Source organism: Cupriavidus alkaliphilus, assembly GCF_900094595.1.
Taxonomy (GTDB): domain Bacteria; phylum Pseudomonadota; class Gammaproteobacteria; order Burkholderiales; family Burkholderiaceae; genus Cupriavidus; species Cupriavidus alkaliphilus.
This window is the reverse complement of record NZ_FMAD01000004.1, coordinates 547471-568757: the sequence shown is the minus strand read 5'-3', so window position 1 is coordinate 568757 and position 21287 is coordinate 547471. Positions and strand designations below refer to the sequence as shown.

15 protein-coding genes are annotated in these 21287 nt (G+C 66.2%); 10 read left to right on the top strand and 5 right to left on the bottom strand.

The features are described from left to right. Window positions 1–127: 127 nt before the first annotated feature. Window positions 128–1018, top strand: coding sequence for a LysR substrate-binding domain-containing protein (locus tag GA0116996_RS11875; protein ID WP_092311138.1), 891 nt, complete (start codon window positions 128–130; stop codon window positions 1016–1018). Here GA0116996_RS11875 and GA0116996_RS11870 read toward each other — a convergent pair. Further along, complete coding sequence (locus tag GA0116996_RS11870; RefSeq protein ID WP_092311135.1) at window positions 1015–1494, bottom strand: GFA family protein; 480 nt, start codon at window positions 1492–1494, stop codon at window positions 1015–1017. The two genes, GA0116996_RS11875 and GA0116996_RS11870, sit on opposite strands and share 4 nt — an antisense overlap. A 164-nt stretch (window positions 1495–1658) precedes the next feature. Continuing rightward, window positions 1659–3422, bottom strand: a complete 1764-nt coding sequence (locus GA0116996_RS11865) for a sigma-54 interaction domain-containing protein (protein ID WP_092311132.1) — start codon at window positions 3420–3422, stop codon at window positions 1659–1661. A 176-nt stretch (window positions 3423–3598) separates the two neighbouring features. Here GA0116996_RS11865 and GA0116996_RS11860 point away from each other — a divergent pair, with 176 nt between their 5' ends. The 4 genes from GA0116996_RS11860 to GA0116996_RS11845 are packed head-to-tail and all read left to right on the top strand — an operon-like array spanning window position 3599 to window position 12117. Beyond that, complete coding sequence (locus GA0116996_RS11860) at window positions 3599–5149, top strand: acyl-CoA carboxylase subunit beta (protein WP_092311129.1); 1551 nt, start codon at window positions 3599–3601, stop codon at window positions 5147–5149. 60 nt (window positions 5150–5209) lie between these two features. Further along, the gene (locus tag GA0116996_RS11855; protein WP_092311126.1) at window positions 5210–8527 is read left to right on the top strand and encodes an acetyl-CoA carboxylase family protein; all 3318 of its coding nucleotides are present in this window, start codon (window positions 5210–5212) and stop codon (window positions 8525–8527) included. A gap of 43 nt (window positions 8528–8570) precedes the next feature. Continuing rightward, window positions 8571–11042 carry a CaiB/BaiF CoA-transferase family protein gene (locus tag GA0116996_RS11850; protein WP_092311123.1) on the top strand — a complete coding sequence of 824 codons (2472 nt, stop codon included), beginning with the start codon at window positions 8571–8573 and terminating at the stop codon, window positions 11040–11042. Between the two features lie 46 nt (window positions 11043–11088). Beyond that, window positions 11089–12117 carry a tripartite tricarboxylate transporter substrate binding protein gene (locus tag GA0116996_RS11845; protein WP_092311120.1) on the top strand — a complete coding sequence of 343 codons (1029 nt, stop codon included), beginning with the start codon at window positions 11089–11091 and terminating at the stop codon, window positions 12115–12117. A gap of 114 nt (window positions 12118–12231) precedes the next feature. Here the strand turns inward: GA0116996_RS11845 and GA0116996_RS11840 are convergent, their stop codons facing one another. After that, window positions 12232–12945 carry a GntR family transcriptional regulator gene (locus GA0116996_RS11840; protein WP_092311117.1) on the bottom strand — a complete coding sequence of 238 codons (714 nt, stop codon included), beginning with the start codon at window positions 12943–12945 and terminating at the stop codon, window positions 12232–12234. 137 nt (window positions 12946–13082) lie between these two features. On the opposite strand from GA0116996_RS11840, the gene GA0116996_RS11835 reads away from it, so the two are divergent. The 5 genes from GA0116996_RS11835 (at window position 13083) to GA0116996_RS11815 (ending at window position 19192) form a co-directional block, all read left to right on the top strand. Continuing rightward, the gene (locus GA0116996_RS11835) at window positions 13083–13808 is read left to right on the top strand and encodes an alpha/beta fold hydrolase (RefSeq protein ID WP_092311114.1); all 726 of its coding nucleotides are present in this window, start codon (window positions 13083–13085) and stop codon (window positions 13806–13808) included. 35 nt (window positions 13809–13843) lie between these two features. After that, entirely contained in the window at window positions 13844–15118 is a 1275-nt protein-coding gene (locus GA0116996_RS11830; protein ID WP_092311111.1) for an iron-containing alcohol dehydrogenase, read from the top strand. A gap of 160 nt (window positions 15119–15278) precedes the next feature. Next, complete coding sequence (locus tag GA0116996_RS11825; RefSeq protein WP_092311108.1) at window positions 15279–16658, top strand: MFS transporter; 1380 nt, start codon at window positions 15279–15281, stop codon at window positions 16656–16658. Between the two features lie 129 nt (window positions 16659–16787). After that, window positions 16788–17594: a sterol desaturase family protein gene (locus GA0116996_RS11820; protein ID WP_092311106.1), complete on the top strand. Its 807-nt coding sequence runs from the start codon at window positions 16788–16790 to the stop codon at window positions 17592–17594. Window positions 17595–18361: 767 nt separating this feature from the next. Next, window positions 18362–19192 (top strand): alpha/beta fold hydrolase, encoded by an 831-nt coding sequence (locus GA0116996_RS11815; RefSeq protein ID WP_092311103.1) that lies wholly within the window; start codon window positions 18362–18364, stop codon window positions 19190–19192. 111 nt (window positions 19193–19303) lie between these two features. Here the strand turns inward: GA0116996_RS11815 and GA0116996_RS11810 are convergent, their stop codons facing one another. Both GA0116996_RS11810 and GA0116996_RS11805 read right to left on the bottom strand, forming a co-directional pair. Beyond that, complete coding sequence (locus GA0116996_RS11810) at window positions 19304–20185, bottom strand: DMT family transporter (protein WP_092311100.1); 882 nt, start codon at window positions 20183–20185, stop codon at window positions 19304–19306. Next, window positions 20182–21252, bottom strand: coding sequence for a LysR family transcriptional regulator (locus GA0116996_RS11805; protein WP_092311097.1), 1071 nt, complete (start codon window positions 21250–21252; stop codon window positions 20182–20184). The genes GA0116996_RS11810 and GA0116996_RS11805 overlap by 4 nt, the downstream gene beginning before the upstream one ends. Window positions 21253–21287: the final 35 nt, after the last annotated feature.

Sequence of the window (21287 nt, the reverse complement as noted above, 5' to 3'; positions counted from 1 at the left end):
GTGATCTCCGAAACGATGGAGCCAGTATGGAAATCCGCTGCATATATCGTCAAATCAGTAATTTTGCCCTGCCTATACGGATTTGATATGCTGCGCGCAAGCCCGCTGACCCCAACCGTCGCCAGCCATGAACTACAAGCAGATCGAAGCATTCCGGGCCGTCATGCTGACGCGCTCGATGACCGAAGCCGCCGCACAGCTACATACCTCGCAGCCCAACATCAGCCGCGTGATCGGGCAGCTGGAACAAGAGGCGGGCTTCCGGCTGTTCGAGCGCGTTGGCAACCGGCTCGCGCCGACGGACGAGGCCGAAGCCTTGTTTCTCGACGTGGAGCGATCCTTCGTCGGCCTCGACAGCCTGCGCGCATCGGCCCGGTCGATCCGTGAATCCGGCGTGGGCACGCTGCGCATCGGCACCGTGCCGTCGATCGCGATGAGCGTGATGCCGCAGGCAATCCTGGCCTTCCGGGAGCGCTATCCGGACGTGCCGATCGCCGTCCATACCAATGATTCGCCCACGGTGGCCAAATGGACCGCGGCGCGCTTCTGCGATATCGGGCTGGTGTCGTACATGGCCGAGACCACCGGCATCCGCAGCGAGTTGCTGCGCCGCGAGGACGGCGTATGCATCGTGCCGGCAACGCACCGGCTGGCGCGCAAGCGCCGCCTCAACGCCAGCGACCTCGATGGCGAGCGCTTTATCTCGCTGACGCATGGCGACGGCACCCGCACCACGGTCGACGCCGCGTTCGTGCCGGCAGACCGGCGCGTGCTGACGCTGGAGACCCCATACGCGGCCACCATTTGCACGATGGTGGGCATGGGGTTGGGGGTCAGCGTGGTCAACCCGCTGGTGGTGCGCAGCCTGAAGCCGGCGGGTGTGAAGGCAATTCCGTTCGAGCCGGTCATCGCCTTCGAGAGCCACATCCTGTTCAATCCGCAGCGGCCGGTGCCGGCACTGGCGCAGTGGTTCCTGGCGTGCTTGCGGAGAGCATCCGGTCGTAGAAGCAGGCTCTAGTCGCCCGCGCCACTCCTGCTTGCTTGCCGCCACAGAGAAATTAGCATCTCTGGGTCCGCGGGATAGGTCTCGAATTGCGCCACGGAGTCTGGAATAAGAAACCAGGATTGCTTGCTACGTGTGTAGACGTGGGCAACCGGTTCGAAGCGACGCTGATCGTACAGGTTACCCGGCCTGAGTATCGAGATGTTGGGCTTGTCCAAGGGTTCTGCCCAAAGCCGCGTGTCACAACGCGGACATATTCGGCTACGCCGTCGATGCTTTTCATTGACTTCGAACTCTACTAGAGGAGCCTCGCCCGAAAGAATACGCAGATGCGTTCTGGGGACCAACATGACAGGTAGCGCCGCACCCCCGGTTCGACGTTGGCATACGGTGCAGTGACATACATAGAATGTCAGAGGTTCACCAGTAAGTTGAAACTCCACTTGCCCGCAAAGGCAGGCCCCCTTATACGACGACGCGCACTGATTCATTGGGAGTCTCGAAGACTTATGAAATTTGTGGTTCCGCGCATCTTACGCCTTGCGCCACCCGCGGCCTTGTCGGGACATTTTCTTTGGAATTCAAATATGCGAAGCGGGGGCTTTACTCGGCGAGTATGTAGCGCTGCCAAGCTGACCTGAGCGGAGCGGCGTCCCTATTTCAATCGCAAGCCGTGCGGCCCGCGCTCCAGGATCTTGTACAGATGCGAGCGGGAGATCCCCAGTTGCTCGGCCGCGCGTTTCTTGTTGCCACCGTGGCGCGCGACGGCGTCCATCACCGCGGCATAGGCCAGCTCCCGCATGTCCGCGGCGGGCTCGGCAGGTGAGCGGTGTGCGGGAGGGGGGGATGGCACGTCTTCCGTCGCGGCAATCTCGTATGGATACGCATCTTCGGGGGCATGCACAGCGGGCTGGCTTTGCAGTCCCGATAGTCCGCGCGCCGACTCGCCGCGCGCAAGATCCGCCACGCGCAGCGTCCTGCCATCGCAGAACACCAGTGCCTCCTCGATGCGCTGGCGCAGCTGGCGCACATTGCCGGGCCATGGCTGGCCGGCGAGGTAACGCGCTACCTCGTGGTCGATGCCTGGCGCCGGCATGGCGTTGCGCGTGCAGAAGGCGTCGACGAAATGCTGCAGCAGCGCTGGAATGTCCTCGCGCCGCTGGCTCAGCGCGGGGATGCGCAGCACCACGCCGCTGAGCCGGTAGTACAGGTCAAGGCGAAAACGCCCGGCGTCGATCAGTTCAGGAATGTCGCGGTTGGTGGCGGTGACCAGCCGGAAGTCGACCCGCTGCGCGCGGCGGCTGCCAAGGCGCTCGACCATGTGGTCTTCCAGCACGCGCAACAGCTTGACCTGCATTTCCAGCGGGATGTCGGCGACCTCGTCGAGAAAGACCGTGCCGCCCGCCGCCAGTTCGAGCTTGCCCGCCTGTCCCTGGCGCTGGCTCCCGGTGAAGGCGCCGGGTGCGTGGCCGAACAACTCCGACTCGATCAGTGTGGCGGGCAGGGCCGCGAGGTTCAGGCTGACCAGCGGGCGCGCGCTGGCCGGCTCGGCGCCGGCGCTGTGGATCGCTCGGGCTACCAGCTCCTTGCCCGTGCCGCTTTCGCCCAGGATCAGCACCGGCACGTCAAGGCGGGCCACGGTCTGGATTTCCCGGCGCAGGCGCTGCATCGGCGCGCTTTCGCCGATCAGGCCGAACGTCGGTTGCCGTTCGTGCAGGCCGTGGCGAAGACCATCGACCTCGCGCTGGTAGCGCGCCACCTCGGAGCGCAAGTCAACCAGTTCCTTGTGCATGCGAACAAGCGCTTCTGGCCCCTTGAACATGACCTGCCCGATGGCGCCCACCACCTCGCCGTCCTGGCGGATCGGCATGCGGTTGACCACACGGGTGGCACCGTCAAGCTGCTGCAACTGGCCGATCTCGGCCTTCCCGCTGGCCACCACCTGCGGCAGCCGCGAATTGGGGATGACTTCGGCCGCCGGACGGCCGATGCCGGCGCCGGTGTCGAGTCCCAGGAATTTCTCATGGACGGGACTGATGAAGCGCACCCGTCCCACCTTGTCGACCACGGTGATGGCCTGGTACGGGTCGTTCAGGAAGTAATCCAGGATCGCGCCGGCGAAGGGCACCGCGACGAGGAAGTCGAGCAGCACGGCCTGGGTATCGGCGCGATGCAGAACGATCAGCTGGCGGTCGCCGTCGTCCAGGGACAGGCCGATGAATCGCCGGTCGGCTGCGTCGACGGGAAACAGCCTGCGTGCCGAACCGGTTGCGCCGGCGCGCGCGGATGCAGCGAACGCCGCGTCGGCGATGGCGGGGTCGGTACAGGCGCCGAGTGCTGCTTCGCGGGCCCCGTCGCGCGCACAGACGAGCACGCCAAGCGCGACTTTGTCTGCGTCGTATGTCGTCGCTGAGGACATTCTGTGTCTCCGTGCGTGCCTTCTATGTGGACACATCGTGTAGTCATTGGAGACATCGTAATGGCGACCAAGAAATTATTCAATGAAATCAATGCATAGCTGCGTTGTGGCAGGCTGGCATGGCTCCTGCGAGCTGTTGGCAATACATGTATCGCACACAGACACAGGAGAAGACCGTGAGCTGGCAGCCTGAAATCGATGAACTGGCCCACCGTCGTCGGCTCGCCGCCCGGATGGGGGGCGAAGGCAAGGTGGAGCGCCATAAGGCAGCCGGCAAGCTGACGGTGCGTGAGCGGATCGACGCCTTGGCGGACCCCGGCTCGTTCCAGGAGGTCGGGGGCCTGACCGGTAGCGGCCGCTACGACAGCAACGGGCGGCTGGTGGACCTGGTTCCATCGAACCTGGTGATGGGCCGTGCGCAGGTCGGCGGCCGGCCGGCGGTCCTGGTGGGCGACGATTTCACCGTGCGCGGCGGTGCCAACGAGGGCGCCGTGGGGGACAAGCTGGTCCACGCCGAGAAGATGGCGCATGACCTGCGGCTGCCGATGATCCGGCTGGTCGACGGTACCGGCGGCGGCGGATCGGTGCGCAATATCGAGATCAAGGGTCATACCCTGATCCCGACCATGAAGGTCTGGCAACACGTGGTGGAGAACATGTCGGTGGTGCCGGTGGTGTCGCTGGCGTTGGGCTCGGTGGCGGGCATGGGCGCGGCGCGCGTGGCCGCCAGCCACTATTCGGTGATGGTCAGGGAAACCTCGCAACTGTTCAGCGAGGGGCCGCCGTCGGTCGTGGCCCGCGTGGGCGAGGCCCTGAGCAAGAACGAGCTGGGCGGCAGCCAGATCCACACCCGCAACGGCGTGGTCGACGATGAGGTCGCCACCGAGCAGGAGGCCTTCGCGCGCGCGCGCCGGTTCCTGTCCTATCTGCCGCCCTCCGTCTTTGAACTGCCGCCGCGCAGCGCGCCCGAGGACGATGCCGCGCGCCGCGATGAATGGCTGCTGTCGGCGATTCCACGGGACAGCCGAGTGGATTACCAGATCCGTCCGATCTTGCAGGCCCTGGTGGATGCCGATTCCTGCTTTGAGACCGGCAGGCACTGGGGCTGCGCCGTCATCACCGCGCTGGCCCGCCTGGATGGCTGGCCGGTGGCGGTGATCGCCAGCGACCCGTCCTTCCATGGCGGCAGCTGGGACAGCGACAGCGCCGAGAAATTCACGCGCTTCGTCGACATGGCCCAGGCCTTCCACCTGCCGGTGGTCAACCTGGTCGATACGGCCGGCTTCCAGGTAGGCCTGGAGGCCGAAAGAGCCGGGATCATGCGCTATGGCGTGCGCGCGCTGTCTGCGCTCTACCAGGCCACCGTGCCGTGGTGCTCGGTGATCCTGCGCCGCGCCTATGGCGTGTCGGCGGCCGCCCACCAGCACATGGGGCGCTTCAATTTCCGCTATGCCTGGCCCTCCGCCAACTGGGGTGCATTGCCGCTCGAAGGCGGCCTGGACGTCGCCTACAAGGCCGAGATCGAAGGCGCCGACGATCCGGTGCAGAAGCGCGCCGAGATCGAGCTGCGCGTGCGCAGCCTGACGTCGCCGTTCCGCAGCGCGGAAGCCTTCGTCATCGAGGACATCATCGACCCGCGCGACACCCGCACGCTGCTGTGCGAGTTCGCCAACCTGGCGGCGCCGCTGCGCGAAGCGGGGATCAGCCGCTTTGGCATCCGGCCCTGAGCGGCCGGGCCAGGCATCACGGGCACGCCGCCGACATCGAATTACAGAGAGGAGACTGCATTGAAGAAGCTGTTGATCGCCAATCGAGGGGAGATCGCGCTGCGCGTGCTGCGCGCCGCACGCGATCTCGAAATCGGGACCGTCTCGGTCTATTCGCACGACGACCAGGGCGCGCTGCACCGGATCCTGGCGGACGAGGCCGTTGCCCTCGACGGCGCCGGGCCGGCGGCGTACCTCGACATGGCAGGCATCGTCGCCGCGGCGAAAGCTGCCGGCTGCGATGCGATCCATCCGGGCTATGGCTTCCTCAGCGAACGGGCCGACTTTGCCCAGGCGTGCCACGACGCCGGCATCCGTTTTATCGGCCCCACCGTCGAGCAGCTCGCGCTGTTCGGCGACAAGGGGCGGGCGCTTGAACTGGCGGCCGATAGCGACGTGCCGGTCATGCCAGCGACGCGCGGCGCGGCGTCGCTGGAGGAAATCGCCAGCTTCTTCGACCAGCAAGCCGGCGCGGGCGTGGTGATCAAGGCGGTCGGCGGTGGCGGCGGCCGCGGCATGCGCGTGGTCCGACGGCGCGAAGACCTGGCCGAAGCGTATGCGCGCTGCCGTTCCGAGGCCAGCTCGGCTTTTGGCATCGATGCCGTCTACGCCGAGCGGCTGGTTGCGCGTGCGCGCCATATCGAAGTGCAGATCGCCGGCGACGGCGCACACGTGATTGCCCTCGGCGAACGCGACTGCACCCTGCAGCGCCGCTTTCAGAAACTGGTCGAGATCGCCCCCAGCCCGGTACTGAAGCCGCAACTGCGCGAGCAGATCATCAAGGCGGCGCTCAGGCTGGCGCGCCGCGTCAACTACCAGAGCCTGGGCACGTTCGAGTTCCTGGTCGAGGAAACCGAATCCGGTGAGCAGAAGGACTTTGTCTTCATCGAAGCCAATCCGCGCTTGCAGGTCGAGCACACCATCACCGAGCAGGTCACCGGCGTCGACCTGGTCGCGCTGCAGATCGGGATCGCCGCGGGGCAGACGCTGTCCGATCTCGGCCTGGATCCCGCCGCGCCGCCGCAAGCCCGCGGATATGCCATCCAGGTGCGCATCAACGCCGAAATGACCGATGCGCAAGGCCTGGCGCGTCCCGCACACGGCCGCCTGGAGCGCTTCGACCCGCCTTCGGGCCCGGACGTTCGGGTCGATTCCCATGGCTACACCGGCTATGAACCGTCGCCCAATTTCGACACCCTGCTGGCCAAGCTGATCGTCACCAGCGCAGCGTCGAAGTTCGACGCGGCTGTGCGGCGCCTGCAGCGCAGCCTGGCGGAGTTCCGCATCGCCGGCGTGCCGACCAACCTCAACCTCCTGCGCGCGCTGGTGCAGCGCGCCGATTTCCTCGCGCAGGACGTCCATACCCGGCACTTCGAGGCGATCGCGCAGGAGCTGACCGCAGCGGCGGAGGCGATTGCGCAGGCCGGACGCGCGCACGAAGCCCTGCTGGGCGGCGCGACCCCTCCTTCGCAGGCGCTGGCGCCGCGCCCCGCCGATCCGGAAGCGGAAATCGGCGAGGGCCTGGTGGCTGTCCGTGCGCCGCTGACGGGCAGGGTGGTGGAGCTTGGCGTCGCGCTGGACGAAGTCGTCAAGCCCGGCCAGACGGTTGCGGTGCTCGACGCCATGAAGATGGAGCACGCCATCGTCGCCGAATGCGGCGGGCGCGTGGTCGACCTGCGCCTGGAGCCGGGCGCGTTGGCCTCGGAAAACCAGGTGCTGATGGTGCTGGAGCAGCTCCAGGCCGATGGCATCGCCGTGGCCGCCGCGCAGCAGGCCGACCCCGATGCGATCCGCGCGGACCTGCAGCGCGTGCTGGACCGGCATGCCTACCTGGATGATGCCGCGCGCCCCGATGCCGTCGCGCGGCGCCGCGCGCGCGGCCAGCGCACCGCGCGCGAAAACGTCGCCGACCTGTGCGATCCGGAGACCTTCGTCGAGTACGGCGCGCTCGCGCTCGCGGCGCAGGCGTCGCGCCGCAGCCAGCAGGACCTGATCGTCAACACACCCGCCGATGGCCTGATCACCGGCATCGGCAACATCAACGGCGAACTGGTCGGCAAGGAGCGGGCACGCAGCGCGGTGATGGCCTACGACGCCACGGTGATGGCCGGCACGCAGGGCAAGCGCAACCACATCAAGACCGACCGCATCGTCGAGGTGGCGCTGCGCGACGAGCTGCCCCTGGTGCTGTTCGGCGAAGGCGGTGGCGGCCGGCCCGGGGACGTGGATTTCCCTTCGGTGTCCGGGCTGTACCAGCCGTCGTTTGCCGCCTTTGCCGAGCTGAGCGGCAATGTGCCGGTGGTGGGCATTGTCTCGGGGCGCTGCTTTGCCGGCAACGCGGCCTTCCTCGGCTGCTGCGACGTCATCATTGCCGACAAGTCAGCCAATATCGGTATGGCGGGACCGGCCATGATCGAAGGCGGCGGCCTCGGCATCTTCCGCCCGGAGGAAGTCGGTCCCGCATCGGTGCAGGTTGCCAACGGCGTGGTCGATATCCTGGTCGACAACGAGGCCCAAGCCGTGCAGGCGGCGAAGCACTACCTGTCCATGTTCCAGGGGCGCGTGGCGCACTGGAGCGCGCCGGAAGCGCTGGCGTTACGTCATGTCGTGCCCGCGAACCGGCTGCGCGTGTACGACACCCGCAAGGCCATCGAGGGCATCGCCGACGCCGGCAGCGTGCTGATGCTGCGCGCCGGCTTCGGCGCGGGCATCCACACCGCGCTGGCCCGCGTGGAAGGCCAGCCCGTCGGCATCATGGCCAATAACCCGTATCACCTTGGCGGCGCCATCGATGCGGACGCCGCGGACAAGGCGTCGCGCTTCATGCAGCTGTGCGATGCACATGGCCTGCCGATCATCTCGCTGATCGACACGCCGGGGTTCATGGTGGGGCCGGAATGCGAGGCCCGGGCCCAGGTGCGGCACGTGTCGCGCATGTTCCTGACAGCGGCCAAGTTGCGTGTCGCGCTGCTGGCGGTGACGCTGCGCAAGGGCTACGGCCTGGGCGCGATGGCCATGGCGGGCGGTGGCTTCCGCTCGGCAAGCTTTACCGTGTCGTGGCCGACCGGCGAATTCGGGCCGATGGGTCTCGAGGGCGCGGTCAGGCTGGGCTTCAAGAAGGAGCTCGAGGCCGTGCCGGATGGCCCCGAGCGCAAGGCGCTGTTCGACAGGCTGGTGGCCCAGTCCTACGAGCGCGGCCATGCGATCAACACCGCGGCCGCGGTCGAGATCGATGCGGTGATCGACCCCGCGCAGACACGGAAGTGGATCGCGCAGGGCATTGCCTCGGCCGAGTTGCGCGGACGCAGGGAGCGCCGCGGATTCATCGATGCGTGGTAAGCGCCGTGCCCGTCGAATCCCTACACAGAGCCAAGAGGTTTCCATGATCAAGCATGGGTTTGACCCGGCGCAGCTGGCGCTGGACGGCTTGCGCGTGCTCGAGGTCGGCAGCGGCGCGGCGCTGGCGTACGCGGGCAAGCTGTTCTCCGACTTCGGCGCCGAAGTCATCAAGGTGGAGAGCCCGGCGGGCGACGCGTGGCGGCGGATGCCGCCGCTGGTCAGCGCACCGGGCGCCGCGCATCCGGAAAGCGCGCTGTTTGCGTGGCTGAACACCAACAAGCGCAGCGTTACCGCCGATGACCGGAAGGCCGAGGACGGCGCCTGGCTGGCACAGTTGGCGCTGACGTGCGACGTGGTGCTGGACGCCCGTGCGCTGGATGCAGGCCCGGACATTCTCGGCACCCCGGTCTGGCAGCGGGCGGCCGATGACGCGCCATGGCATGAGCCGATCGAGGTGGCACTCACCTGGTTCGGCGAGAGCGGGCCATACAGCCATTACGCCGGCGCCGAGGCCGTGTGCCGCGGGCTTGCCGGCGCCGTGCACGGCAGCGGCCCCGCGGATGGGCCGCCGCACATGCCGCACGACGTGCAGTCGGCGATCGTGGTCGGGCTGAGCGCATTCTCGGCCGCCGTCGCGGCGCTGATCGGAAGCGCGCAGGGCAGCCGCCGCTATGTGCTGAGCGCCCACGAAGCGGTCTTCGGCGTGGTCGAGATGGAAGCGGGCATGGTGCAGGACCAACGCCATCCGCTGCAGCGCCTTGGCGTCAACCGGTTCTGCGGCACGCATCCGACCGGCATCTACCAGACCGCCGAAGGGTGGATCGGCATCTTTACGCACACCCTGCCGCAGTGGAAGGGCCTGTGCGAGGCCATCGGCCGTCCGGACCTTGGCAGCGATCCACGCTACGCAAGCGGCCCGGAACGGATGGAACGGGCGGACGAGATCGACGCGCTGCTGTCGCCTGCCTTCCTGGCGCGCACGGCGCGGCAGTGGTTCGAGTTCCTGGGCGACAAGAAGCATCCGGCCGTGATCGTGCCGACCATGGAGACCCTGCTTGGCCAGGCGGTGCACCGGCAGCGCGGCGCCTTCGTGCCGGTCGGCGTGGGCGGCGCTTCGTTCGAAGGCCCGGTGGTGCCGCTGCGCCTCGATGAGGCGGGGCCGCTGCCCGGGGGCATTGCGCCGGCAAAGGGCGCGCATGACCTGCACTACCGCGCGGCGGGACTGGATCATCGCCCGCGACTGACGCTGAAGCGAACGGCCGGCGAGCGCCTGCCGCTCGAGGGCATTCGCGTCGTCGACCTGACGATGGGCTGGGCGGGGCCGCTGGCGGCGCGGACGCTGGCCGACTTTGGCGCGGAGATCATCAAGGTCGAGAGCACCGGCTATCCCGACTGGTGGCGCGGTGCCAATTTCACCGAGGCATTCTATCGGGACAGGCTGTACGAGAAGAACGCGAACTTTAACCTGATGAACCGCAACAAGCTGGGGATCACGCTGGACCTGACACGGCCCGAAGGCAGGCAGTTGCTGCTGCAGCTGGTCGAAGGTGCCGACGCGGTCATCGAGAATTACTCCGCAGAGGTCCTGCCAAAGCTCGGCCTGGACTACGAAACCCTGCGTGCCAGCAATGAACGGCTGGTGATGCTGTCAATGCCGGCCTTCGGGCTCGGCAACGCGTGGAGCAATACCCGCGCGTACGGCGGCACGCTCGAGCAGGCCAGCGGGCTGCCGCTATACACGGGGCACCCCGATGGTCCGCCTGCCATGACCTCGTACGCCTATGGCGATCCCATCGGCGGCCTGAACGGCGGCGCGGCGATCCTGCTTGCGCTGTTTGCCCAGCAGGCGACGGGGCAGGGGCGGCACATCAACCTGTCGCAGGTAGAGGCCATGTTGCCGATGGCCGCACCGTTCATGCTGGAGCAATCCGTTGCCGGCGCCGTGTCGCCGCGGCAGGGCAATCGCCATCCGATGCATGCCCCGCATGGGTGCTTCCGTTGCGCAGGCGACGATGCGTGGATCGTGCTGACCGTGACCGACGCGGACTGGCCCGCGCTGTGCCGGGTGATCGGCCGGACGGACCTCGCGGCCGATCCCAGGCTGGCGCAGGCCTCCGGACGGCGCGCCGAGGAGGACAGGATCGAACGGGCGATCAAGTCCTGGTGCGTGGTCCGCGACGCCGAAGCGGCAATGCAGCAGCTGCAACAGGCCGGCATCGCCGCCGGCGTGGCGCGGCGCATGTCGCAGGTGCTGCAGGACCCCCATCTATGTGCGCGCGGATTCTGGCGCCAGGTCGAGCGCGCCCACGTCGGCACCTACACATCCAGCACCGCATGGTTCAGGACCGGGCCGGACCCCGTGCCCATCCGCCGTGTCGCGCCGACGTTGGGCGAACACACCGATGCCGTGCTGCGTCGCGTGCTTGGGCTCAGCGCAGACCAGATCGCAAGCCTGGAACAACGGGGCATCACCGGCACCGTCGCGAAGCCAAAGCAGGCGAAGCAAGTGCCATGAGCCCTGCAAGTATTCAGCAACACCACTATTAAGATACGGAGACGACATGAACCAACCGACATGGATCCAGCGCTGCCAGGCAGGCGCAAAGGCCGGCAAACTCAGCATGGCGGCAGCCGCGCTTGGCATCGTGGCCGCGACCATGGCCGCGCCGGCCGCGGCCCAGAATACCGGCTGGCCCAGCAAGCCGATACGGATGATTGTTCCCTTTCCTGCGGGATCATTCACGGATACTGTGGCCCGGGTGCTTTCCGAGCGCCTGACCAAGTCTCTCGGCCAGCCTGTGGTGGTGGAAAACAAGGCCGGCGCGAACGGACTGATCGGCGTCGGCGAGGCTGCCAGGGCCGCGTCCGACGGGTATACCTTGCTGGTCACCAACTCCAGCAGCATCACCATCAACCCGCAGATCTACAAGAAGGGCACCTACTCGCCAAAAGACTTCACGCCGGTCACCCTGGTCCTGGAGGCCCCTTTCATCCTCGTCACCAACCCTGACTGGTCGCAGAAGAACGCGATCGGTTCGGTGCCGGAGCTGGTGCGCTACGCGACGCAGCATCCCGGCAAGGTCAGCTATGGATCAGCCGGGCCGGGCAATATCGCGCATCTCAGTTTCGCCATGCTGAACAACCGGACCAAAATCAAGACCACGCACATTCCGTACAAGTCCGCGGCACAGGCGCAACTGGCCGTGATCAGCGGCGAGCTGGATACCGCCTTCGACACGTGGACGGCGCTGCCGCAGATAAAAGCGGGCAAGCTGAAGCCTCTCGCCGTTAGCGCACCGAAGCGCATGGCGCAGTTGCCGGATGTGCCAACGCTGGAGGAGCTTGGCATCTCGCCCTTTGACGTGACTTTCTGGATCGGCATGCTGGTACCGGCCGGCACGCCCCCGCAGATCGTCCAGAAGCTTCATTCGGTCGCGCAAGGGCTTCTCGAGGACAGCAAGGCGAAGACAGCGCTGGGCCAGCAAGGCGATGTCGTGATGATCGATCCGCCCAACTTCGCGAAGCGCGTGGCACGGGAGGAGAGCAATTGGACGTCGGTGATCCAGCGCGAAGCCATCACGCTCGATTGAGCCGGCAGACGGCGCGGCGAGCGTCGCGAATTCCGCGGGGCATGTGTAATCAGGCGGACGTTGCTTGATAGCGCCAGGCGGCCGGTATGCGGCAGACTGGGGCCCCCTTGCGGACTATCGATAGTCCCCCAGCACTGTCGCCCGCGTGAACTCCTCGATATTGTCCAGCAGCGCGTCGAGCGCAGCGCCGGCGCCGTCAACCTCGCCGCGCGCGATGGCCGAGGCCACGGCGGCGTGCAGCTTCGACATGGTGGGCAGGTCCGCGGCTTCCTTGGAGTGCAGGTACCAGAAACGGCGCGACAGGCCGTGCATCAGCCGCATGGCGCCCTCGGCAAATTCATTGCGCGCCGCCACCAGGCAGAGTTCGTTGAATTCGCGATCGGCGCGGACGAAGGCGACATCGTCGCCGTTGCGTGAGGACTGTTCGAATTCCTTGGCCAGCCGCTTGAAATGATCGCGCTGCTCGGGCGTCGCGCGCCGCGCGGCGCTGCGGCAGATCAGGCGTTCCACCTCGCGGCGGGTCTCGAGCAGACGCAACTGCCTGCCGACGTCGATCGGCGCGATCAGCAAGCCCCGCTGCGGCAGCACCATGATCAGGTGCTCGCGCGCCAGCCGCTGGATCGCTTCGCGAATGGGCGTGCGCCCGATGCCGGTCATTTCGCTCAGCTGCAGCTCGGATACCGAGCTGCCCGGCGCCAGCTGCAGGGTCACGATGGCCTCCTCGATCTGCTCGTAAGCCAGGTCGGTCAGCTTGCCGCGCTGGCTGGCGGCCTCTTCAGGCTCTGGCGCGGTCGCGGCGCGCGGGCGGGTGGTGGTTCTTGCGTTCATGGCCAAGGGTCGGGGAGCACGGAAAGTCCATTGTATATGAGCCGTACGCAGCTTTTGTACACAGCACCGCGCAAGCTTGCGCATACGCTGTTTTCTGCTATTATCCGACTAATATATTAGATGTGTGCGGAGACGGCATGGCAGGCGAGGACGTACTGGTCGTAGGGCAGGGCCCGGTGACGGTGGTCGCCATGCATGGCATCCAGGGCACGCGGGGCGCCTGGGTGCCGTTGGCGGAACAGCTGGCCGATCGCTGTACGTTCGTCATGCCCAACCTGCCCGGGCGCGGCAAGGCGATGCCGCCGCCCGATGCGCAGGCTTGCTCGCTCGATGCCGGCGCCGAAGTGCTGCGCCGCACGCTCTGCAACTACGTGCGCGGCCCGTTCGTGCTGGCCGGATGGAGCATGGGCGTATCCGTGGCGCTGGCTTATGTTGCCGGTGCGCGCAAGCACCCGAAACAGCCGGTGCCTGCAGAGCTGTTGCTGGTTTCCGGCACACCGCAGCTGAACGCGGTGCGATGGTTTGGACCCGCGCTACCCGGCGCGTTGCTGGAAGCCATTGCCGTGCGCGAACGGCGGCTGGGACTGCGCGAGGCAGCAGACCATCGCACGGTGGCGTGGACGTGGGAGTCGATCCGCCACACTGACCAGCGTGCGGCGCTGGCACAGGTGCGTTGCCCGACGCTCGTCATCCACGGGAGTGAAGACGACGATTGCCCGCTTGGCCACGGCGAAATGCTGGCCAACGGCATTGCCGATGCCGAACTGCTCGTGCTCGAGGGCGCCGGCCATGGCGTGCTGACACAAAGCATGCGGGAGATCGCCCAACATCTGCGTGCGCGCTGGCCCGCGCAGCTGGCCTAGTCCTGACACGCCGAAATCACCCCACAGGAGACAGCATGAGAGTGGAAGACCTCGTATATTTCTGCGCGCCGGCGCGGCTGGTCATGGGGGCTGGATGCCGTGCGCAGCTGCCCGCGCTGTTGCGCCGGCTCGGCTATCGCCGCGGCCTGCTGGTGACGGATACGTTCTTCACCGGCGCCACGCCGTGGGTGGAGGAACTCGTCGCCGGCGCCCGCGCGCACGGCGTCGAGCTGCTTGTCTATGACGGCGGCGTGCCCGATCCGACCACCACGTTGTGCGACGCGGCCACGGCGGCAGTGCGCGAACGCCTGGGTAGTGTGGCGGTCGACCATGTCATCGCGCTGGGCGGCGGCAGCAATATCGACCTGGCCAAGGCGCTGTGCCTGACCCTGCCCGACGGCAAGCCTGTGCGCGCGTTCCTTGGCAGCATCGGTGCCGCCACCCCCATCCTGCCGCTGGTCGCGATGCCCACCACAGCCGGCACCGGGTCGGAGGCAACGCCCGGCGCGATCCTGGTCGATCCCGACAACGCGACCAAGGTGGCGGTGATGGACAACCGGCTGCGCCCGGCGGTGGCGCTGGTCGATCCCGAATTCACCTACACCTGTCCGCCGCGGGTCACCGCGGATGCCGGCATCGACGCGCTGACCCATGCGATCGAGTCCTACCTGACGCTCGATTCCGCCAGCTTTGACCGCGGCGGCGAAGCGGACCCCGGCTACAGCGGCCGCAACGCGCTGACGATGCTGTTTGCGCACGAATCGATCCGCCTGTGCGGCCGATACCTGTTGCGCAGCTGCCAGCACGGCACTGACCGCGAAGCGCGCATCGGCATGAGCTACGCCAGCGTCTATGCGGCGCTGTCATACGGCAGCGCGGGACTCAACGCCGTGCATGGCATTGCCTATGCCGTCGCGGGGCAGACGCACCTGTCGCATGGCACCACCAACGCGGTGATGCTGCCGTATGTGCTCGATGCACTGGGCGACGTGCGCCGCGAGGAGTTGCTGGCCATCGCCCGCTTGCTGGACGTCGGCGACGGCGATCCGGACATCGCGGTGGCACGCGTGCCCGGGGCGGTGCGCAGCCTGGTGGCGGCCGTCGGCCTGCCAACCACCCTCCAGGCTTGCGGCATCCCAGCGGGCGACGTCGACGCGCTGGTGCGCGATGCCCTGGCGGTCACCCGGCTGGCCAAAGCCTTTCCCGTGCCCGACGTTTCCGCGCGCTACGACGCCATTGTCCGCAACGCGTGGGCGGGCACGCTGTCCGCCGAAGCGCACGCCCCGGCGCAACCACGCCGGGTCGCATAGGGCGCGGGCAGGGCGCTTTCCCGACGCATTCCCCGCTGCGCTTGCGCTGGCCGCAGGCCGGGCTCGCGGTAAACCATTACTTGAACATTAGCGATGTGCAACTAATATATTACAAAAGCGCGCCACCAAAGAGCGCGTCTCATTGACACAGGAGACAACCATGGATATGTCTGCAGGCGCCCTCAAGCTGGAGGCGGGTATTGCGGCGCGGCTGGAACGATTGCCGATGACCGGCTACCAGCGCTCGCTGTTCGGCATCATCGCCACGGCGTGGTTTTTCGATTCGATGGATCTGGGCCTGATGACCTTCGTGCTGGGCTCGATCAAGGCCGAGTTCGGCCTGAGCGCGACGCAGGCCGGGCTGCTGGCCAGTTCCAGCTTCCTCGGGATGTTCCTGGGCGCGGCCATCGCAGGCCTGCTGGCCGACCGCTTCGGCCGCAAGCCGGTGTTCCAGGTCAGCATGATCTTCTGGGGCGTGGGCAGCCTGATGTGCGGGCTGGCGGACAGCGTGACCTCGCTGATGATCTATCGCGTGCTGCTCGGCTTCGGCATGGGCATGGAGTTTCCGATCGGCCTGTCGATGGTGTCGGAGATCGTGCCCGCGAAGAGCCGCGGCAAGTATGTCGCGATCCTGGAGGGCTTCTGGCCAATCGGCTTTATCGCGGCCGGCGCGCTGACCTACCTGCTGCTGCCCGTGATCGGCTGGCGCGGTATCTTTATCGCGCTGGCGGTGCCGGCCGTGTTCGTGTTCGTGGTGCGCCGCATGGTGCCGGAGTCGCCGCGCTGGCTGGAGGACGTCGGGCGCAAGTCCGAGGCCGACAGCGTCATGGCCGGCATAGAACAGCGCGTGGAACGCGCCTCCGGCCGACCGCTGCCGGCGGTTTCCGCCACCTTCGGCGGCACCCAGGCGCCGAGCCGCAAGGCGCGCTTCATGGAACTGTGGAGCGGCCCCTATGCGCGTCGCACCATCATGCTGTGGTCAGTCTGGTTCTTTGCGCTGCTGGGCTACTACGGGCTGACCACGTGGCTCGGTGCGCTGCTGCAGCAGGCTGGCTATGCCGTGACCAAGTCGGTGCTCTACACGGTCTATATCTCGCTGGCAGGCATCCCGGGATTCATCTTCTCGGCATGGCTGCTGGAAAAGTGGGGCCGCAAGCCGACCTGCGCGCTCATGCTGATCGGCAGCGCCGTGGCTGCGTATGCCTATGGCCAGGCGGCGGTGCACCGGCTGCCGGTGGAGCAGCTGATCGCCGCAGGCCTGTGCATGCAGTTCTTCCTGTTCGGCATGTGGTCCGTGCTCTATGCCTATACGCCGGAGCTGTACCCCACGCGCTCCCGCGCGACCGGCGCCGGCTTTGCCTCGTCCGTCGGCCGCATCGGCTCGCTGGCCGGACCCTACCTGGTTGGCGTGCTGCTGCCGGTGGCGGGGCAGGGCGGTGTCTTCACGCTCGGGGCCTTGTCCTTTGCGGTGGCCGCGGCGGCGGTCCTGCTGCTGGGCGTCGAAACCCGCGGCAAGGCGCTGGAGGAAGTCTCGCATTAACGGTTCGCCGCGCGGCGTCCGGCCGCGCCTGTATTGGCGCCCCTGGGCCACCGGGGGCATTTTTTGGCACGCCGCACTTTTATATCCATCTAATATGTTAGTGCGGCGCAGCTTTTCGGAGATGCAATCATGATGACCGAACGTCAACGCAAGTTCAGGGAGCAATACAAGGCCGATATCAGCCCGCTCTACAACGGCTTGCTGCATATCGCAGTGATCTACGGCGTGGGCACCGGCGCGCTGTGGTGGGCCATCCAGCGGCTGCACAACGTAACCTGGGAGTGGGCGCTGATCCTGCCGGTATTCCTGGCCGGCAACTTCGTGGAATGGTTCCTGCACAGCTATGTCATGCACCGCCGCATCAACGTCTTTGCGCTGCGCGCCATCTACGAGCGCCACACGCGCCAGCATCACCAGTACTTCACCGACCAGGAGCCCACCATCGATACCACGCGCGAATTCCGCATCGTGTTCTTCCCGTGGCGCGTGCTGGCGACGCTTGGCGTCGGCGGCGGCGGCCTGGGCTATTTGGCCTCGCTGATCTTCAACGCCAACGCCGGCTACTTTGTCTTCATCACCATGGTGGCGCAATACCTCATCTACGAGACCTTCCACTATTGCTGCCACGTGCATGACAACTGGTTCGTGCGCAACATGCCCTTCATCAACACGATCCGCCGCCACCACACCGCGCATCACAACATGGGCATCATGATGAAGTACAACATGAACCTCACGTTCCCGATCGCCGACTACATCATGGGGACTTCCGACCTGCGTCGCGGCCTGCTGGGGCACCTGTTCAACGGCTACAGCGAAGCCCACGTCAAGGAAGAGCTGAAGCCGGTCATCCGGAAATTCCGCACCGACCATTCGCGCGTGACGCTGGACGGCCCCGTGCTCGACGAAGAGGAGCGCCGGGCGATGGCCGCCTAGCCGGGATACGCTCCCGCCAGTCGCCCGCCGCCTACTGAACCGATTCGGACACCTCGTCCAGCTCTTCACCCAGGAAGCCGCCGCTCTGGTGCCGCCACAGCCCGCGCCGGAGCGGCCCACCACCCCGATGTTCTCGCCGGGACGCAAGGTCAAGCTGAGGCCGCCGAGTTCCACTTCGCCGCGCCTGATCTGCAGGGCGGGCGCGCCCGGCGCATCCTGCACCCTGGCCACGTGCGTCAGGGTAGCCCTTCGGCCCGCCGCTTGCCGTCTTCGCGAAATTCCGCAGCGACTGCCGCGCGCCCACCAAGGCGAGCCAGATTTTCCAATTCCACGAGTTCCGCAATCAGGCGAGGGATTGGCGCTGCGCGAACAACATGCTGTTTCTCCGCGCTTGCCTAGTGCCTGATAAGGATGACGTCTAGGATTCAACGCAACCCGTCAAGTATCGATTCATCGGTCCGTTGCGATGGCGGTGGGGGCGATGCCAGCCCATTTTCTTGACCCAATCACGTCGCCATTCATTCATCCAGTGGAAGACGAGGGCGCTGCTTTATCCGTTCATTTCGTTTGCACGAACTAAGAAAGGTCTTAATGCCATGAAACCTGCATCTACCTCGCTGTCTGTCCCCGGGGGAGTCACCCGCCGCCAACTGCTCTCACTCGGAACGGGGGCCGCAGTCGCTGCGTCCTTGCCTATCGCGGCTATGGCCGCTTCGAAGACGTCCACCGCGCCGAACAGCGCGGCAACCTCACAGAGGAATTTCGCCATGAACTATGTCACGACCAAGGACGGAGTCCAGATATTCTTTAAGGACTGGGGCCCCGCCGATGCGACGCCGATCGTTTTCTCTCACGGATGGCCGCTGAGTTCCGACGATTGGGATGCCCAGATGATGTTCTTTCTAGCCAAGGGCTATCGCGTCATTGCCCATGATCGGCGCGGCCATGGCCGCTCGTCGCAGGTTTGGGAAGGGCACGATATGGACCACTACGCCGACGACCTGGCAGCAGTGGTAACGCATCTTGACCTCAAGGGCGCCATCCACGTGGGCCACTCCACTGGCGGTGGCGAAGTTGTGCGCTACCTGGCGCGACACGGCGAGAAGCGGGCCTCGAAAGCCTGCCTGATTGCGGCGGTTCCGCCGCTCATGGTCAAGACGTCATCCCATCCGGGCGGTCTGCCGAGGGAGGTGTTTGACGGCCTGCAACTGCAGACGGCCACCAATCGGGCACAGTTTTTCCGGGACCTTCCCGCGGGGCCGTTCTATGGTTTCAACCGGCCGGGCGCAAAGCCTCAGGAAGGCGTTATCCAGAACTGGTGGCGGCAAGCAATGATGGGTAGCGCGAAGGCGCATTACGACGGTATCGTGGCGTTCTCGCAGACCGACTTTACCGAGGATCTGAAGAAGATCAATCTACCCGTGCTGGTGATGCACGGCGATGACGATCAAATCGTGCCCTACTCAGAATCCGGACCCTTGTCGGCCAAGCTCTTGAAGAAGGGCATCTTGAAGACGTACAAAGGCTTCCCGCATGGAATGCCGACGACGCAGGCGGAGGTCATCAACGCCGATCTCGCGGCCTTCCTCAAGGCCTGATCGGCCGAAGCCGGAGACAACTGCCTGGTCTGCCTCGAAGCGGACAAGGAATAGTTGCCCCCTGGCCCATGCCGGGGGGTGATCGATGGCATCAATACATTGTCACCCACATCAGAGCTCGCATCGACGCGCGCTCGTCCTGTACCGCAATGCCTCAGGTCCCTTGGCCGCGATGGCGATTCCTGCCACGATAAGTATGCTGGCCAGGAAGACTGTCGACCAGTCTCGCTCCGTCACCCGGCCGGCCAAAGCCAGGCAGAGCATCGACAGTACGGGCGTGGCGTAGCCGAGAATGCCGACCTGAGCGGCATTGCCGCCGCGCATGGCAACGTCCCAAAGCACGAAGGCGACGCCGAGCGGTCCCAGGCCGATCGCCAATACCCAGCCCATGTCGGCGGCGGAGATTGCGGTGCGTGGTTCGAATGCAAGGTGGCTGGCGAGGGCCAGTAAGCCGGCGCCCAGGCAGAAGCCGCCGGTCGCCCACGATGAAAACGGAGGCAACCAGCGCGTGCCCAGCGAATAGACGGCCCATACGAAGGCTGCGAGCAATGCGAGGGCATAGCCGGTGGCGTGGTCGCTGCTGAACGCCACTGCGCCCGAGCCGGAGGTGATGGCAATGACGCAGCCGGCAAAGGCCAGCAGGGCGCCAAGCAGCCTGGCCGCGCCTTCTGTTCCGCGCCAGGCCGTTGTGCCCAGCAATACCAGGATCAGCGGCCACAGATAGTTGATGAGGTTCGCCTCGACGATCGGTGCCAACCGGAAGGCCATGACGAGGCCGGCGTTATAGATGAACAGGCACCCCACGCCGAATGCGAGCGTGCGAAACGGCACGCGCCAGGCGCGCACGCGATGCAGGCAGGTGAGGCTTCCCGCCGAAAGTGCCAGCCCGGTGAGCAGCAGCGGCGGCAAGTCTGGCGCGTACGACACCAGCGTGGCGAACGACGCCCAGAGCAGAATCGCGCCGGTCGCGCAGATCCAGGCCATCATGCTCATGCCGCTGCTCCCGTCATGCGAATTGTCGGTGAGGGCGCTGAAAGCGGTTCGAAGGTTTCGCCGTTGAAATTCGTCATGAAGTCGATACCGAGAGCGCGGATCTGGGCAGTCATGAAGTCGATAAACACGCGTATACGCGTGGGAAGGTGCTGGCGGCTCAGGTAGCAGATATAGTGGCCGCGATCGTCTGGCGCGTGCCGTGCCAAGGCGATTCCGAGTTCATGGTTTGCGACATGATCCCGGATCTGGTAGCCTGCCATTTGTGCGATCCCCCATCCTTGCAGCACTGCGTGCAGCACGAGGTCCGCATCGTTGAATGTCATACGCGCCTTGGGCAGGACCTTGCGTACGATGCCGTCGACCTTGAACTCCCATTCGAAGATGCGTCCGCTGGAGAAGCGGAAGTTGATGCATTCGTGGTGTGCGAGGTCGTCCAGTGTCTCCGGCAGTCCGTGCCGCGCTACATACGACGGCGCCGCGCACAGTGCCATCTGCATCGGGATCAGTTGCTTGGCGATGATGCTGGAATCCTCGATCCGCCCATTGCGAAATGCGACATCGATCTGCGCCGATGCGAAGTCCGTCGGCCGGTCATCCAGCAGCAGGTCGATGGCAATGTCCGGATAGGCTTTGACGAAGCTGTCGAGCAACGGTGCCACGACCTTTCGGCCAAAACCCACGGTGGCACTGATGCGCAGCTGGCCACGCGGGGGGCCCTCGCGCAACTCCAGCATGTCGTTCATGGCTTCTACGATATGCGTGACGCCCTTGTGGCAGTTCTCGAAGAAGCGCTGACCTTCGCGCGTGAGCTGTGTCGCGCGTGTGGTGCGCAGGAAGAGTCGGGTGCTCAACTGTGTTTCCAGCTTTTGCACGTTGCGGCTCACGGCTGACCGTCCGATGCCCAGGCGCTCGCCGGCTTTGGCGAAGCTGCCTTCGCTGGCCACGGCCATGAATGCCATGATCCCCGCGTAGCTCGCGGCAAAGCTTGTCGACAGCGCGTCAGCGCGATTCGGCTGGCCGATCCGGAAATTGCGGTCCAATACGTCCGCCTGTTGCGTCGATTCCATGTGTTCTTCCCCCAATGCATTGCGCTGCCTGGTGT